This window comes from Duganella phyllosphaerae, assembly GCF_001758785.1.
Lineage (GTDB): Bacteria > Pseudomonadota > Gammaproteobacteria > Burkholderiales > Burkholderiaceae_D > Rugamonas > Rugamonas phyllosphaerae.
Map to the genome: position 1 here is coordinate 13,932 of NZ_LROM01000048.1, position 14,892 is coordinate 28,823.

General features: G+C 64.5%; 15 protein-coding genes. 4 read left to right on the forward strand and 11 right to left on the reverse strand.

Annotation, left to right across the window (positions count from 1 at the left end; genetic code table 11):
* Positions 1-49: 49 nt before the first annotated feature.
* Positions 50-364 (reverse strand): Rieske (2Fe-2S) protein, encoded by a 315-nt coding sequence (locus tag DUPY_RS03580; RefSeq protein WP_070246450.1) that lies wholly within the window; start codon positions 362-364, stop codon positions 50-52.
* Positions 365-583: 219 nt separating this feature from the next.
* Between DUPY_RS03580 and tsaD the strand changes: the two genes are divergently transcribed.
* Positions 584-1,624 (forward strand): tRNA (adenosine(37)-N6)-threonylcarbamoyltransferase complex transferase subunit TsaD, encoded by a 1,041-nt coding sequence (gene tsaD, locus DUPY_RS03585; RefSeq protein WP_070246451.1) that lies wholly within the window; start codon positions 584-586, stop codon positions 1,622-1,624.
* Here the strand turns inward: tsaD and DUPY_RS03590 are convergent.
* The 8 genes from DUPY_RS03590 to ybaK form a co-directional block, all read right to left on the reverse strand.
* Complete coding sequence (locus DUPY_RS03590; RefSeq protein WP_070246453.1) at positions 1,621-1,803, reverse strand: hypothetical protein; 183 nt, start codon at positions 1,801-1,803, stop codon at positions 1,621-1,623. The genes tsaD and DUPY_RS03590 overlap by 4 nt on opposite strands.
* A 167-nt stretch (positions 1,804-1,970) precedes the next feature.
* Positions 1,971-3,209 (reverse strand): metal-dependent hydrolase, encoded by a 1,239-nt coding sequence (locus tag DUPY_RS03595; protein WP_070246455.1) that lies wholly within the window; start codon positions 3,207-3,209, stop codon positions 1,971-1,973.
* Positions 3,210-3,212: 3 nt separating this feature from the next.
* Positions 3,213-3,950: an AAA family ATPase gene (locus DUPY_RS03600; RefSeq protein WP_070246457.1), complete on the reverse strand. Its 738-nt coding sequence runs from the start codon at positions 3,948-3,950 to the stop codon at positions 3,213-3,215.
* Between the two features lie 4 nt (positions 3,951-3,954).
* Complete coding sequence (locus DUPY_RS03605; RefSeq protein ID WP_070246459.1) at positions 3,955-4,245, reverse strand: DUF427 domain-containing protein; 291 nt, start codon at positions 4,243-4,245, stop codon at positions 3,955-3,957.
* 13 nt (positions 4,246-4,258) lie between these two features.
* Positions 4,259-5,320 (reverse strand): sensor domain-containing diguanylate cyclase, encoded by a 1,062-nt coding sequence (locus DUPY_RS03610; RefSeq protein ID WP_070246461.1) that lies wholly within the window; start codon positions 5,318-5,320, stop codon positions 4,259-4,261.
* Between the two features lie 72 nt (positions 5,321-5,392).
* Complete coding sequence (locus DUPY_RS03615) at positions 5,393-6,040, reverse strand: DsbA family oxidoreductase (RefSeq protein ID WP_070246463.1); 648 nt, start codon at positions 6,038-6,040, stop codon at positions 5,393-5,395.
* 72 nt (positions 6,041-6,112) lie between these two features.
* Positions 6,113-6,739, reverse strand: a complete 627-nt coding sequence (gene plsY, locus DUPY_RS03620) for a glycerol-3-phosphate 1-O-acyltransferase PlsY (RefSeq protein ID WP_070246465.1) — start codon at positions 6,737-6,739, stop codon at positions 6,113-6,115.
* A gap of 55 nt (positions 6,740-6,794) precedes the next feature.
* Positions 6,795-7,286: a Cys-tRNA(Pro) deacylase gene (gene ybaK, locus DUPY_RS03625; RefSeq protein WP_070246466.1), complete on the reverse strand. Its 492-nt coding sequence runs from the start codon at positions 7,284-7,286 to the stop codon at positions 6,795-6,797.
* A gap of 58 nt (positions 7,287-7,344) precedes the next feature.
* On the opposite strand from ybaK, the gene DUPY_RS03630 reads away from it, so the two are divergent.
* Positions 7,345-8,361, forward strand: a complete 1,017-nt coding sequence (locus DUPY_RS03630) for an endonuclease/exonuclease/phosphatase family protein (protein WP_070246512.1) — start codon at positions 7,345-7,347, stop codon at positions 8,359-8,361.
* Here the strand turns inward: DUPY_RS03630 and DUPY_RS03635 are convergent.
* Positions 8,350-10,065, reverse strand: a complete 1,716-nt coding sequence (locus tag DUPY_RS03635; protein ID WP_070246467.1) for a putative bifunctional diguanylate cyclase/phosphodiesterase — start codon at positions 10,063-10,065, stop codon at positions 8,350-8,352. The genes DUPY_RS03630 and DUPY_RS03635 overlap by 12 nt on opposite strands.
* 218 nt (positions 10,066-10,283) lie before the next feature.
* On the opposite strand from DUPY_RS03635, the gene DUPY_RS03640 reads away from it, so the two are divergent.
* Positions 10,284-11,525, forward strand: a complete 1,242-nt coding sequence (locus DUPY_RS03640) for an efflux RND transporter periplasmic adaptor subunit (protein WP_070246469.1) — start codon at positions 10,284-10,286, stop codon at positions 11,523-11,525.
* A 3-nt stretch (positions 11,526-11,528) separates the two neighbouring features.
* The gene (locus DUPY_RS03645) at positions 11,529-14,642 is read left to right on the forward strand and encodes an efflux RND transporter permease subunit (protein ID WP_070246470.1); all 3,114 of its coding nucleotides are present in this window, start codon (positions 11,529-11,531) and stop codon (positions 14,640-14,642) included.
* A gap of 51 nt (positions 14,643-14,693) precedes the next feature.
* Here DUPY_RS03645 and DUPY_RS03650 read toward each other — a convergent pair whose 3' ends face one another.
* Positions 14,694-14,873, reverse strand: a complete 180-nt coding sequence (locus tag DUPY_RS03650) for a hypothetical protein (RefSeq protein ID WP_070246472.1) — start codon at positions 14,871-14,873, stop codon at positions 14,694-14,696.
* Positions 14,874-14,892: the final 19 nt, after the last annotated feature.

Below are 14,892 nucleotides of genomic sequence, written 5' to 3' on the forward strand. Positions count from 1 at the left end.
GACGGCTCATCGGCCTGCGGCGTAGTATGCGCCGCAGGCCGTTGGTTTTTCAGCCGAACACCATCACCCGCGTGGCCACGCCGAACGAACCCGCCAGCGCAGCTTCCGCCTTGCTGGCTGGCGCGCTCAGTTCGGCCAGGTCGAGATAGACCTTGAAATCCTCGATCTTGACCGTGTAGCGGCGCGCGCCGCTCTGGCGTGGCTCCACGTTGGCCGTCTCCAGCACGGCAAATACGCTTTCCTCGTCGGTACGGAACAGCGCCACACCGGGCAGTTCCTGCCACGCCAGGCCACGCGGCACGATGCGCGCGCCGTCCAGCGGTACATCCTTGAGTTTGCACACCTGTTTCCATTGCCCTGACATATTCCCCTCCCGCAGTCACTTCGTCGTTTTACTAAGCAAAACCGGTGCCACAGGCAAACGGTGTAAAACGCCATGCAATCCTGACCAAACGGCAAAATTACTCCCTTCGGCAGTGCGTGTTCGGGGCCCGGTGGTGCAACCGCTGGTGCACCGGCCGGAGGTGGAAGCGCCCGCTTTCCTTTACAATGGCGGACTTCCCCTTACCTTTGCAGCCCTTCCATGATTGTTCTCGGCGTTGAATCTTCCTGTGACGAAACCGGCCTGGCGCTCTACGATACCGAGCACGGCCTGCTGTCGCATGCCCTGTATTCGCAGGTCGCCATGCACGAGGAATACGGCGGCGTGGTGCCCGAGCTGGCCTCGCGCGACCATATTCGCCGCGCCATTCCGCTGCTGACGCAAACCCTGGAAGGCGCCGGCAAGACGCTGGCCGATATCGACGCCATCGCCTACACCCAGGGCCCCGGCCTGGCCGGCGCGCTGCTGGTGGGCTCGTCGGTGGCGTGCAGCCTGGGACTGGCGCTCGATCGGCCGGTGCTGGGCGTGCACCACCTGGAAGGCCACCTGCTCTCGCCGTTGCTGGCCTCGCAGCCGCCGGAGTTTCCGTTCATCGCGCTGCTGGTATCGGGCGGCCATACCCAGTTGATGCGCGTCGATGGCGTGGGCCAGTACACCCTGCTGGGCGAGACGCTCGACGACGCCGCCGGCGAAGCGTTCGACAAGTCGGCCAAGCTGCTGGGCCTCGGTTATCCGGGCGGCCCGGCGATTTCGCGCCTGGCCGAATTCGGCGACCCGGCAGCGTACAAGCTGCCGCGCCCGATGTTGCATTCCAAGGATTTCAATTTCAGCTTTTCCGGCCTGAAAACGGCGGTGCTGACAGTGGTGAAGAACCACGAAGAGAAGGTGATCGCCAATATCTGCGAGCAGGACAAGGCCAATATTGCGCGCGGCTTTGTCGATGCGATCGTGGAAGTGCTCACCGCCAAATGCGTCTCCGCACTCAAGCACACGGGCTTGAAAAGACTGGTGATCGCCGGCGGCGTGGGGGCCAACGCGCAGTTGCGCGCGGCGCTCAATGCGGCGGCAGCCAAGAAGAAGTTCAAGGTGTTTTACCCGGAACTGGAATTTTGCACTGACAACGGCGCGATGATCGCTTTCGCGGGCGCGATGCGGCTGATGATCAACCCCAACGCCGCCCAGCGCGACTACAGCTTCAATGTGCGGCCGCGCTGGCCGCTGGACGACATCAAAGTCGTTTAAGTTGTAGCGAAGGCCATCGAGGCCAGCACTGCCAGACCCACTAACGGAATCAGGTAACGTACCTTGCCCTTGCCCAGGCGAACGCCACGGGCAGCGATACGCTCGCTGCGCAGGCGGTGTTCGTCGGCTGCGGACTCGTGCACGGCGTGCGATTTTGGTTTGTCTTCGATTACATTCATAACGTCCTCCTCACTGTCCTGTTAAGTTCGATAATCTTCCTTTCTGAAGGGCACAGCAATTGTTGTGCCAAGGAGAATCAGCGATTACTGCGCCCACCGCACCATACTAGGTATAACTGTGGTTGTGATACCACACGTTACGGTGATGCATGGTCCGATTCGGTGCGTTACTGCGCTCCACCATGCAGCAAGTCGGCACGCGGATAACCCCAGCCCGGTACGCCGGTCGGACAAGGCTCTTGCGACGCCAGCGGCATGGTGGTGAAATTGCCGCGCGACGTGATGGCATAGCGGTAATCGGACACGGTGCCGCCGTCGACATCGAACGCTGGCGCACGACCGAATCGCAGCCAGGCGTTGACCCGGCAATTCTCGACGCTCAGCGTACGCAACCGCTTCAGGTCATCGTCTTCCCTGCCGAACTGGGCGATACCGGGCGCCAGCGTCACCGAGGCGCCATGCTCGACCAGCGCCACCGAACACGACAACGGCGCCACCCATTGCGGCGCCAGGCTGGCAATGCCGCGCCGCAGGCGATAGGTGCCAGCCGCCTCGTTGCTCTCCACGCTCACATAGGCCCAGCACAGCGGCTGCGACGGAAACGCCGTCATCGCCACATCCACCACCTTCGAAGCCGGATCGAGCTGCTGCAACGCGGCCGTGATCTGCGCCCGCCCCAGGTGCGAGGCCACGCCCTGCACCGCGATAAAGCCGATGCCGAGCAACAGGCCCAGCGCCACGCCGGCGCGGCTGTCACGGCCCGAACGCGACTGCACAGCGCCGCACAACACCGCTACCTTGAGCAGGATCGCCAGGGCGATCCAGCCCAGGTAACCCTTGATGGCAAACGCCACCAGCGCCGCCAGCAGGCCGGTCAGCGCCAGCCAGCGGGCCGCGCGCCAGCGCATGATCAGCGCCATCGGCACGCCGATCGCCACCCAGAACAGCGGCTCGATGATAAATACCATGTCGCCATACACCCAGCGGCCGTCGAACGGATACCAGGGGTGGACGCCGTACGAATTGGTGAAATCCATCGCCAGGTGCAACGTGAAGCCGAGGACGATGCTGGCCGCCAGGCCCCAGCGCGCGGTGGCGCTGGCCTTGAGCAGCGCCCGCGCCGACGGCCACAGCAGCCAGATCAATGCTGCCAGCAACAGCGCCTGCGGGATCGCCAGCAGCGCCGTGTGGGTGTGGCCGCGGTGGTGCAGCAGGTAGCCCAGCGGCGCCGGCAGCAAATTGTTGAGCACCAGGTCGAGATCCGGGAAGTTGCTGGCCAGCGCGCACGAGACCAGCAGCAGCCGGTGGCGCACGCGCTGGGCGCCGTCCTCAAGCTCGCGCGGCAGGCTGCGATGCAGTAATTCGCCGGCGCCGAAGCCGATGATGCTGTGGGTGAGATTATCCATGGGTCACTCAGGGGCGAACAGCTGCGCGAGCCGGCGCGGGTAATGGTTAAGAAAGTCGCGCGTGATGGCGTAATGTTCGGTGTCTTCGTACGCCACCTCGGTGATGCCGGTGTCGTCGAACAGTAAAATTTTGGCGTTGGGATACGCCAGCAGGATCGGCGAATGGGTGGCGATGATGAACTGCGACTGGTCCTGCACCAGTTGGTGGATCAGGCGCAGTGCCGCCAGTTGGCGGTTGGGGGAAAGCGCCGCTTCCGGCTCGTCCAGCAGGTACAGGCCTTTGCCGGTGAGCCTGCCGAGCATCACGTCCATGAACGCCTCCCCATGGGAACGTGTGTGCAGCGACGCCTTGCTTGACGATGTGCGGTCGTTGGCCGCGTCGAGAAAGCTGGCGACATGGTGAAAGGTCTCCGCCCGCAAAAAGTAGCGATCTTGAGGAAACTTGAAGCTTTTTTGCAAGCGCAGCGCACGCACCAGCGGCGCCTGCTCCTGTGCGCTGTTGAGGCGGCTGACATTGAAGTTGCCGCCGTCGAGAGAAAAACCCAGCGCCAGCGCAATGGCCTCCAGGACAGTGGACTTGCCGGCACCGTTCTCGCCAATGAAAAACGTCACGTCGGCATGGAAGTCGATCGATTCGAGCGCCTGCACGGCAGGCACATTGTACGGATGGCTGTCCCAGTCGACCTCGGCGCCAAACAGCGCCGTAATCCGCTGCAGATATGGTTTGGCCGCGAGCGCCATGCCCTTAGCGCTGCACTTCCACGCCGCGCCAGAAGGCGATGCGGTCCTGGATCTCCTTGGCGGCCTCGAACGGCGCCGGGTAGTACCAGGCAGCGTTTTCGCTGGTATGGCCGTCGGCAGACACGGTGTAGTAGCTGGCCAGGCCCTTCCACGGGCAGCGCGAAGTGTGGCTGCTCGGTTGCAGATAGTCGGGATTGACCGCGCTGCGCGGGAAATAGACGTTGTTTTCGACGATCACGACTTCATCGTCGGCCGCTTGCGCGATGACGACGCCGTTCAGGGTTGCGGTGGGCATGGCGATTCCTTATTTAGAGACGCTCGGTGGAGGGACCTTCGACGCGGTTGCGCCCGCCCCGCTTGGCACGGTACAGGGCGGCGTCGGCCTGGCGCAGCAAGCTTTCGGCGTCGGCCACGTCGAAGTGATCGAAGGTGCCCACGCCGAAGCTGGCTGTGACTGCCAGCATGCGCGGACCGATTTCGTGCGTCTGTGCGGCAATGCGCAATCGCAGCGACTCGGCAAAGTGCATGGCGCCGTCGAGCGCCGTGTTGGGCAGCACTACGCACAGCTCTTCGCCGCCATATCGGCCAGCAACGTCGATCTCGCGCACGTGGTCGCGCACCAGCTGGCCAATGGCAGCGAGCACCTGGTCGCCGGCTGCATGGCCGAATTCGTCGTTGATGCGCTTGAAGTAGTCGAGGTCAACCATCACCGCAGACACCGGCGCGCGGAAACGCTTGGCGCGCGCGGTCTCGAAGCGCAGCCGGTGCAACAGCGAGCGGCGGTTGTGCAGGCCGGTCAATTCGTCGGTGGTGGCCAGCTGTTCCAGTTCGCGCACGGTGGCGGCCAGGGTTTTTTCGCTGGCGCGCAATTCGATCAGCGCCATCACCTGGTGCGCCAGCTTGACCAGCATCGCGCGCTGCTGGCGGTCCAGGTAGCCGGGCTTGGTATCGAGCACGCACAGCGCGCCGATGGCAAAGCCGTCGGACGACATCAGCGCCACGCTGCTGTAGCGGCGCATGAACGGCGAGGTGACGGTGAGCGGCAGGTGAGCCGTGCGCGGATCGCCCTGCAGGTCGGGAATCTCGAGGTCGGGAGTGCCCAGCACGGCCAGCGAACAATAGCTGTCGTTGCGTGGCAACTGGCCCAGCTGCATGCCGGTGCAGGCTTTCACCCACACACGGTCGGCATCGACCAGCGAAACGAAGGCGTACGGCACGTTGCACAGGCGCGCCGCCAGCTCGGTGAGGAAACTGAAATCCTCGCAGGCGGGCGTATCGAGGATGTGATAGCGATGCAGCGCAGCCAGGCGGAAGTTGTCAACCACCGGGCGAGCGGTGGCGGGCGACGTGACATGTTCTGCGGCCTGCATGGGTTTCCTCGGGAACGGCGTAGATGTTAAGTTTAAAGCAAAAGCCGCGCCCCGGGGTCCTGCTTATTGGCGTCAGGCCTTGGAAATAATTTCGCGCAGCGCCCGCTCGAACACTTCGGCCGGCTGGCCGCCGGAAATCAGGTATTGCTCGTTGATGATCACGGCCGGCACCGAGTTGATGCCGTGGCGCTGGAAGAACTGTTCCCGCTCGCGTACTTCCTCGGCAAACTGGCTCGACTGCAGCACAGCCAGTGCACCGTCGCGGTCCAGGCCCACGCTGGCGGCTACGCGGGCCAGCACTTCGTGCGAGCTCGGGTCTTCGCCGTCGGTGAAATAGGCGCCCAGCAGCGCCAGTTTGAGTTCGGTCTGCTTGCCTTCCAGGCCGGCCCAGTGCAGCAGTCGGTGGGCATCAAAAGTGTTGTAGATGCGGCTGCGCTTGTCCATGGCGAAATCGAAACCGACTTCGGCGCCGCGCGAACGGATCATGGCGCGCGCCTGTTCCTGCTGCTCGGGGGACGAGCCGTATTTTTCGGTCAGGTGTTCGCCAATGTCCTGGCCTTCCGGGCCCATCTTGGAATTGAGTTCGAACGGCTGGAAATGCAGGTCGATCCGGGCAGCGTCACCGATGTTGTCGATGGCCTGCTGCAGGGACTTCAGGCCGATGGCGCACCATGGGCAGGAGACGTCGGAAACAAAATCGATCTTGATGGAACTGGACATGGCACGGCCTTTGCAAAACGTGATTTATGACAGATGGGGCTGTCATTGGCGGAATCAACCGCCATCCCGCAATTATTTTCCGGCCTTGGCTGCCGGCTTGCTCTTGCTGCCGATCCGGCTCTCCTTGCCTGCCATCAGGTTACCGATGTTTTTGCTGTGGCGGAAGATGAGCAAGCCGCTCATCACGAACACGGCCAGCAATTGCGGCTCCACGCCGAACAGCAAGCCATAGTAGAACGGCGCAAACAGCGCAGCGACCAGCGCCGCCAGCGACGAGTAGCGAAACGCAAACGCGATCACCAGCCAGGTGGCCAACGTGGCCAGGCCCAGCCAGGGGTCGAGACCGAGCAACACGCCCAGCGCGGTAGCCACGCCCTTGCCACCGACAAAACGGAAGAATACCGGCCACAGGTGGCCGAGGAACACGGCGATCGCCACCAGGGCGATGGTGGCGTCGCCCACCTGCAATTGCTGCTGGTAGCGGATCGCCAGCCACACGGCCAGCCAGCCCTTGGCGCCGTCGCCGATCAGGGTCACGATGGCAGCCGACTTGTTACCGCTTCGCAACACATTGGTGGCGCCGGGGTTTTTCGAGCCATAGGTGCGCGGGTCGGCGATGCCGAACAATTTACTGGTAATCACCGCAAATGAGATCGAGCCGATCAGGTAGGCGGCCACGGTCATCCAAACTGTATTCATTGTTTCCTCTAGTTATAGCGTCCCTCGGGGGCCGCAGAATATACACCGGCCCGGCTTACTCGGCCAGTGCGCAGTGCACTGGCTCGGCATTGAGCAGATCAGTGAGCACCTGCGGGGCGATGCCGACCAGGTATCCCCGCCTGCCGCCATTGATATAAATTGTTTCCAGCGCAAGGATGCTATGCTCGACATACACGGGCATGGCCTTGCGCGTGCCGAACGGCGAGGTGCCGCCGATCTGGTAGCCGCTGTGGCGCGTGGCAACATCCGGCTTGCACGGTTCCACCGACTTGCAGCCGATACCGCGCGCCAGGTTCTTGGTCGAGACCTTGCAGTCGCCATGCATGAGCACGATCATCGGTTTGGCGGCCTCGTCCTGCATCACCAGGGTCTTGACCACGTGGTGCTCGTCGACGCCGAGCGCGCGCGACGACACGCTGGTGCCGCCGTGGTCTTCGTAGTCGTACGGATGTTCGGAAAACACCACCTTGTGCTTGCGCAGCAGGCTGGTGGCCGGGGTCTCTGAGATGTGCTCTTTTTTAGCCATGCGTGATACGCTGTTTTTGCGTCAGTTTGTGAACGAGTTCGACTGGGAGTTTCTTATTATGCCGCAGGACATCCGCTTTGCCACTTTCAACGTTTGCAATCTTTCCCAGCCCGGGGCGAAATTGTACGACAATCTGGCGCCCCTCACGCCGGACGAATACGCGGCCAAAGTCGTGTGGACGGCGCAGCAGCTCGACCAGTTGAACGCCGACGTGATCGGCTTGCAGGAGATTTTCTCGATGGCCGCGCTGCGCGACGTGCTGGCCCACAGCAGCCGCTACCGCGACGCCACGCTGTGCGGCTTCGACCCCGCGCCCGATCCCGTCACCGGCGAACCACGCTTGACGCCCCAGGTGGCGCTGATCTCGCGGTTGCCGCTGGCCGGCCCCGCCACCGCCTACATGGTGTTCCCCGACGGCGCCACCCTGCCCGACGGTCACACCGACCTCGACCGCTTTGCCCGCGCGCCGCTGCACGCCCAGGTGGTGCTGCCCGACGAACGCATCGTCGACGTGCTGGTGATTCACCTGAAATCGAAGCGGCCCGATTACCGCCACGGCGACAGCAACGACAATCCTCTGTTATACGCCCAGGCCAACCTGCGCTCGCTGATCCGCCGTGGCACCGAGGCCGTGGCCCTGCGCGCCCTGCTCTCGGCCATGGACCGCGATGGCCGCCGCCCGCGCATCATCCTCGGCGACTTCAACGACACCATCGAGGCGGTCACCACCACCATCGTCATGGGATCGGGCTGCGCCGGCGTGGCCGGGGAGGAATTGAGCGGCCGGCTGTTCGACAGCAACCAGATCCAGCTGGGCCGCGACCGCCTGCGCCACGTCGGCTATACCCACATCCACGAAGGACACTACACCACCATCGACCACGTGCTGGTGTCGGAAGAATTCAACCCGGCGTCACCGAACGCGGTGGGCGAAGTGCTCGATGTAACGTACCTGAACGACCACCTGTTGCAGGACAAGCCGGAGGCGTCCGATCACGGGCAAGTGCTGGTGCGGCTGCGGCTATATCCCCTCCCTTCACCCCCGTCAACCCCATCAACCCCATCAATCCAATAAACCACCAAGCCCGTCAAGCTGCCCGCTCGCTCTCGCAAACCGCCCCTGGTACTGGTCACAGCCATGCAGCCGTAAAAATTCAAACTGCGTCCCGCTCTCCACCCCCTCGGCCAGCACGGTCAGCCCCAGGCTGTGGGCGATGGCAATGATGGCCGTGACCACCGCCACCTGCGCCACTTCCCCATCGAGTCCCCCGCTGACAAACGACAGGTCGATCTTCAATTTACTGAGCGCATAGTCGCGCAACTGCCCCACCCGGGTATAGCCGGTGCCGAAGTCGTCCAGCGCCAGCCGCACCCCGAGCGCGCCCAGGGCCGCCAGCGTGGACCGGGCGTTGCCGTCGTGGTGCATGATGACCGCTTCGGTCACTTCCAGCTCCAGCATGTGCGCCGGCAAGCCGGAGGCCGCCAGGGTGGCGGCCACCTTGTCGGCCAGGTTCTTCTGCATGAACTGGGTGCGCGATAGATTGACCGCCACCACCAGCGGATGGCCGGCCGCACGCCAGTGCGCAGCTTCAAGGCAGGCCTGCGCCAGCACCCAGTCGCCGATGGGTACCATCAGGCCGGCCTCCTCGGCCACGCCCATGAATTGTTCGGGCAACAGCAGCCCGCGCACCGGGTGGCGCCAGCGCAGCAGCGCTTCGGCTGCCAGCGGCTGGCCGCTGGCGATCTCGACTTGCGCATCGTAGATCAGCAGGAACTGGTCCTGCGCCAGGGCCAGGCGCAATTCGTCTTCGAGCGTGGCGCGCTGGCGGATCTGGCGGTTCATGGCGGGGCTGAAGAACGCGAAACCGTTGCGGCCATTGGTTTTGGCATGGTACATGGCCAGGTCGGCGTGTTGCATCAGGGTGTCGATGTCGTCGCCGTCGGCCGGGAAGATGGCCACGCCGATCGACGCGCTCACGTGCAGCCGGTGCGCGTCGATGCGAAATTCGCGGGCGATGGCCTTGCCGATGGTGGTGGCCACGTGCGCCGCCTGGTCGATGGCGCCGATGTCGGCCAAGATCACCACGAATTCGTCGCCGCCCTGGCGGCTCACGGTATCGACGCTGCGCACGCAGCGCACCAGCCGCGCGGCCGCCTCGCGCAGCAGCAGGTCGCCGATGTGGTGGCCCAGCGCATCGTTGATGCCCTTGAAGCGGTCGAGGTCGATGAACAGCAGCGCTACCAGGCGCCCGTTGCGGCGCGCCGCCGCCAGCGCCTGGCGCATGCGGTCGCGCAGCAGGATGCGGCTGGGCAGGCCGGTCAGAAAGTCGTGCTCGGCCAGGTGGCGCGCATGCGCGTCGAAGCGGCTGCGGACGGCCACATTCGCCATCAGCGCCAGGTAAATCGCCACCTGCTCGTCGTGGCGCGCGGTGGTCTCGCGCATCACCGCGCACAGCAACTGCCGGCCATCGTGCGGCACGCTGGTGAGCATGATGTCGACCCAGAACTCGCGGCCGTCGCGGCCCACGCAGCGCCAGTCGAAGCGCAGGTTGCCGAGCTGGCGCGCCCGCCAGCCCAGCGCGGTGAGAATGGGCGCCGACAGCACCCCGCCCACCTGCTGCAACGGTGAAAAATCGGCCAGCCGGTAGCCGAGCATGAGCGCAGGCGCGGCGCAGCCGAACATGCGCAGCGCACCGGGATTGATATCGACGAAGCGCTCACCGTCGATTACGGCCAGCGCGTCGCTGGTGTGCTGGTACACCGCCAAGTTTGGCCACATGGGTAACCTTTCAAAAGGCGCCCTGCCGGGCCTTCGCCATTCTTGCGGTACATCAAACTGCCGCGTTTGACCTCGCTCAATCGCGCTCCAATCGCTGTTTTCCGCAGTTCAGCCACGCTTTTATGCCAACCGTCGCACGGCGGTCGTCCGGCCTCTTGCAAATGACTACAGTGCCAACATGCGAAACCTTTGCACCTGAACCAGAACAGAAGACCGCCATGACCATGACCGCCGCGCACTCCATCCCCCTCCACCCTGCCCGCGCACGTGCGTCACGTGCATGGCGCAAGCCGGCGCTGGCCGCCGCTGTTGTGGCCATCGTCGCTGGCGGCGCCTGGTTCGCCCTGCACCAAGCAGCGGCGTCGACCCCGGCCCCGGCCAGCGCCCCTGCCACCAAGGTGGCGGAAAAGCCGCCGGTGCTGGAACTCGGCAGCGCGGACGTGGCCGCCATTTCCGCCAGATCACTGGCGCTCAGTTTGCCCTTGTCCGGCTCGCTGGCGCCCCTTTCATCGGCCACCATCAAGTCCAAGGTCTCGGGCGTGGTGCAGGCTACCACCGTGCAGGAAGGCATGGCCGTGTCCGCTGGCCAGGTGCTGGCGCGCATCGACCAGGCCGACCTGCGCGCGCGGCTGCAACAGCAGCAGGCGCAACTCGATGAGGCGCAGGCCCGCCTGGCAATGGCCACCAAGAACGAAGGCAACAGCGGCGCCCTGCTGGCGCAAAAATACATTTCGCAAAACGCCTACGACTCCACCCAGAACAGCGTGGAACTGGCGCGCGCCAGCGTCAAGTCGGCGCAGGCGATGGTCGCTATCGCGCGCATTGCACTCGAAGACGGCGTGATCCGCGCGCCGATTGCCGGCGTCATCAGCAAGCGCCACGTGCAGGCCGGCGAAAAGCTGGCGCCCGACATGCCGGTGTTCAGCATCGTCAACCTGTCCGAACTGACGCTCGAGGCGCAGGTACCGGCCTCGGAAATTCCACGCGTGCGGGTGGGCCAGGATGTGCGGTTCCGCGTCGATGGCTACCAGCAGCGCGAGTTCACCGGCAAGGTGGCGCGCATCAACCCGTCCACCGAGGCCGGTTCACGCGCGCTGCTGGTGTATATCGCTGTGCGCAACGACGACGCCGCGCTGCGCGCCGGCATGTTCGCCAAGGGCGCCATCGTCACCGACCGCGCCGAGGTGGCGCCCGTGGTGCCGCTGGCCGCGCTGCGCGACGACAAAGGCCGCCAGGTCGTGTACCGCATCACCGGCGGCAAGGTGGTAGCGCAACCGGTCACGCTGGGCCTGCGCAACGACGACGACGGCACGGCGCAGGTGCTGGCCGGCCTGGAAGATGGCGCGCGGGTGATTATCTCCAAGCTGCCTGCCGTGAAGCCAGGCGCGCAGGTCAGCCTGCCTGCCGACGCTGCGGCCACTGCCGCCACTGCCGCCGCCGCCCAGCCGAAGAAAGGCTAAGCCATGTGGATCACCAAAATCAGCATCGGCCACCCGGTATTTGCCACCATGGTCATGGTGGCCCTGATGGTGCTGGGCCTGTTTTCGTACCGCGAACTGGGCATGGAAGCGATGCCCAACGTGGAAATCCCGGGCGCGATGATCGAAGTGAATTATCCGGGCGCCTCGCCCGAGGCGGTCGAGAACGACATCACCCGGCCCATCGAAGAGTCGGTCAACACCGTCAGCGGCATCAAGACCCTGCGCGCCAACTCGTGGGAAGGCCGCGGCGCGGTGTATGTGGAATTCGAACTGTCCACCAATATGGACAAGGCCATGCAGGACATCCGCGACAAGGTCGCCATGGTGCGCCCGCGCTTCCCGCGCGAGGCGAAAGATCCGTTCATCGTACGCTTCGAGGGTGAGAACAGCCGGCCGGTGGCGCAGATCGGCTTGACTGCCACCGCGCACGACCTGCGCGACCTGTCGACCATGGCCGACCAGGTGATCGGCAAGCGCTTCCAGGGCGTGGCCGGCGTGGGCCAGGTCCGCCTGAACGGCATGGCCGCGCGCCAGATCCTGGTCAACCTGCGCCCGGCCGACATGACCGCGCAGGCGATCGGCGTCGATGAAGTGATCAATGCGATTACCGCCACCAACGCCAACCTGCCGGCCGGCTCGATCAGCCGGGGCGCCGACGAGCGCCTGGTGCGGGTGGAAGGCAAGATGAAGCAGGCGCGCGACTTCAACAAGATCATCGTGGCGCGCCGCGCCAACGGCCCGGTATACCTGGAACAGGTGGCCACCGTGGTCGATGGCGCCCAGGAAGAGATGTCGATCTCGCGCCTGAACGGCCAGCGCGCGGTCATCCTCGACATCACCAAGGTGCAGGACGCCAACGTGGTGGAAGTGGGCCAGCGCATCCAGAAAGTGGCGGCCGACCTGCGCAAGACACTGCCCGCCGACATCACCCTCACCGTCCTCAACGACGAATCGGTCAAAGTGCAGGCCCAGCTCGACAACGTCAAGCGCACCATCGTCGAAGGCGCGGTCTTGACCATGGTGATCGTGTTCTTCTTCCTGCACTCGTGGCGCTCGACCATCATCACCGGGCTGACCTTGCCGATCTCGGTACTGGCCAGCTTCATCGCCATGAAGTTCTTCGGCTTCACGCTCAATATGCTCACCCTGATGGCGCTGTCGCTGTGCATCGGCCTGCTGATCGACGACGCCATCGTGGTGCGTGAAAACATCGTGCGCCACCTCGGCATGGGCAAGAACCACCACCAGGCAGCCGAGGACGGCACCAACGAAATCGGCCTGGCGGTGATGGCCACCACCTTCGCCATCGTGGCCGTGTTCATCCCGGTGGCGTTCATGCAGGGCATTATCGGGCGCTTCTTCCTGCAGTTCGGCATCACGGTGGCAGTGGCCGTGCTGGTGTCGCTGTTCGTCAGCTTCACGCTCGACCCGATGCTCTCGTCGGTCTGGCCCGACCCGGTCAAGGACCGTTTCAAATATGCGCCGTGGCTGGGCCGCTTGATGCATTGGCTCGAAGGCGGCGTGGACCGGCTGCACGTGGTGTATGGCAAGGTGCTGGGGGGCGCGCTGCGCTGGCGCAAGCTCACCCTGGCCGCCGCTTTTGCCCTGTTTGCCGGCAGCCTGCTGCTGGTGCCGATGATCGGCGGCGAGATGATGCCCGAGCAGGACAACGGCTGGGTCAACCTGCAGATGAAAACCCCGGTCGGCTCGAGCCTGCAATACACGGACAGCAAGGTCAAGCAGGTGGAAGCGGCGTTGAAGGCGTTTCCGGAGATCGCCAGCGTGATCGCCGTGGTGGGTACGCAGGACGGCCGCAACACGGCGCAGATCGACATGAAGCTGCTCGACCGCGCGCACCACCAGCGGCCGTCGCAAAAGGAGATGGAGCGCCGCATCCGTGAGCGCCTGAATAAAATCGCCGGCATCACCATGTCGGTGGGCTGGAAGCCGATCTTTATCGCCATCCTCGGCACCGACGAAGCCAAGCTCGACAAGGTGGCCCATCAGCTGATGGACAAGATGCGGGCCATTCCCGGCGTGGTGGACCTGGAATACAGCCAGGAAGGCGCCAACCCGTCCACCAACATCAAGATCAACAACGAGCTCGCCAGCGACCTCGGTTTGACGGTGCAGCAGATCGGCACGGCGCTGCGCCCGTTCGTGGCCGGTGACACCACCAGCCACTTCCTTGCCGCCGACGGCCAGAACTACGAAGTCAATGTGCAACTGCCCAAGTCGGGCCGGCAGACGGTGGCCGACCTGGCCGACTTGTCGCTGGCGTCAAGCAAGCTGGGGCCGGACGGCGCGCCGCTGATGGTGCCGCTGCGCCAGGTGGTGGACTTCGTGCCAGCGTTCAGCCCGCAGGTGCTCAAGCGCCAGGCGCTGCAACGGCGGGTGGCGATTTACGCCAACACCCAGGGCCGCCCCGGCGGCGACATCGACAGCGACATCAAGAAGGCCATCGACAGCGTCACCCTGCCCGACGGCGTGCGCTTCGACGTCGGTGGCAATGCCCAGGAAATGCAGGAGAGCATGACCTCGGCCATGGTGGCGCTGGGCATCGCGGTGATCTTCATCTACCTGGTGCTGGCCTCGCAGTTCGGCAGCTTCCTGCAGCCGGTGGCAATCATGATGTCGCTGCCGCTCTCCTTGATCGGGGTGCTGGTGGCGCTCTTGGTCACCGGCAGCACGCTCAATATCTTCTCGGTGATCGGCTTCATCATGCTGATGGGCCTGGTGACCAAGAACGCCATCTTGCTGGTGGACTTTACCAACCAGGCGCAGCAGGAAGGCATGGGGCAGTTCGAAGCGATCATGCGCGCCGGCCAGGTACGGCTGCGGCCGATCGTGATGACGACGCTGGCGATGGTGTTCGGCATGCTGCCGATGGCAATCGGCATGGGGGAAGGCGGCGAGACGCAGGCGCCGATGGGCCGCGCCGTGATCGGCGGGGTGATCACGTCCACCATCCTGACCCTGGTGGTGGTACCGGTGGCGTACACCTACCTCGATAACCTGGGCAAGCGCTGCGTGCGGTACTTCAAGCGGCGCCACGACGTGGCGGACGTTGACTTGAGCACGGCAGCAACCCGGTAAGGCCGGGGTCGGACCCCGTACGGGGTCCGACCCCATATGTGCGGGGTTAAACTATTCTTTCGGCGCTTCAGCCTCATCCTCGTCAGCGCCGTCAGCACCGTCGGCGCCTTCGCTGCCCTCTTCCTGCCCCGAACTCTTCAGTTCTGCCTTGCGGCGCGCCTTTTCGTCGGCTTTCTTCTTTTTTTCCAGTTCACGCTGGCGTTTTTCGTACGAATAGTTTGTCTTTGCCATTTGCTACCTCTTCTAGTAA

What these genes read in the sequence shown, in the direction of transcription:
- DUPY_RS03580 (WP_070246450.1), bottom strand. Translation starts at nt 364, where the DNA reads ATGTCAGGGCAATGGAAACAGGTGTGCAAACTCAAGGATGTACCGCTG.
- tsaD (WP_070246451.1), top strand. Translation starts at nt 584, where the DNA reads ATGATTGTTCTCGGCGTTGAATCTTCCTGTGACGAAACCGGCCTGGCG.
- DUPY_RS03590 (WP_070246453.1), bottom strand. Translation starts at nt 1,803, where the DNA reads ATGAATGTAATCGAAGACAAACCAAAATCGCACGCCGTGCACGAGTCC.
- DUPY_RS03595 (WP_070246455.1), bottom strand. Translation starts at nt 3,209, where the DNA reads ATGGATAATCTCACCCACAGCATCATCGGCTTCGGCGCCGGCGAATTA.
- DUPY_RS03600 (WP_070246457.1), bottom strand. Translation starts at nt 3,950, where the DNA reads ATGGCGCTCGCGGCCAAACCATATCTGCAGCGGATTACGGCGCTGTTT.
- DUPY_RS03605 (WP_070246459.1), bottom strand. Translation starts at nt 4,245, where the DNA reads ATGCCCACCGCAACCCTGAACGGCGTCGTCATCGCGCAAGCGGCCGAC.
- DUPY_RS03610 (WP_070246461.1), bottom strand. Translation starts at nt 5,320, where the DNA reads ATGCAGGCCGCAGAACATGTCACGTCGCCCGCCACCGCTCGCCCGGTG.
- DUPY_RS03615 (WP_070246463.1), bottom strand. Translation starts at nt 6,040, where the DNA reads ATGTCCAGTTCCATCAAGATCGATTTTGTTTCCGACGTCTCCTGCCCA.
- plsY (WP_070246465.1), bottom strand. Translation starts at nt 6,739, where the DNA reads ATGAATACAGTTTGGATGACCGTGGCCGCCTACCTGATCGGCTCGATC.
- ybaK (WP_070246466.1), bottom strand. Translation starts at nt 7,286, where the DNA reads ATGGCTAAAAAAGAGCACATCTCAGAGACCCCGGCCACCAGCCTGCTG.
- DUPY_RS03630 (WP_070246512.1), top strand. Translation starts at nt 7,345, where the DNA reads ATGCCGCAGGACATCCGCTTTGCCACTTTCAACGTTTGCAATCTTTCC.
- DUPY_RS03635 (WP_070246467.1), bottom strand. Translation starts at nt 10,065, where the DNA reads ATGTGGCCAAACTTGGCGGTGTACCAGCACACCAGCGACGCGCTGGCC.
- DUPY_RS03640 (WP_070246469.1), top strand. Translation starts at nt 10,284, where the DNA reads ATGACCATGACCGCCGCGCACTCCATCCCCCTCCACCCTGCCCGCGCA.
- DUPY_RS03645 (WP_070246470.1), top strand. Translation starts at nt 11,529, where the DNA reads ATGTGGATCACCAAAATCAGCATCGGCCACCCGGTATTTGCCACCATG.
- DUPY_RS03650 (WP_070246472.1), bottom strand. Translation starts at nt 14,873, where the DNA reads ATGGCAAAGACAAACTATTCGTACGAAAAACGCCAGCGTGAACTGGAA.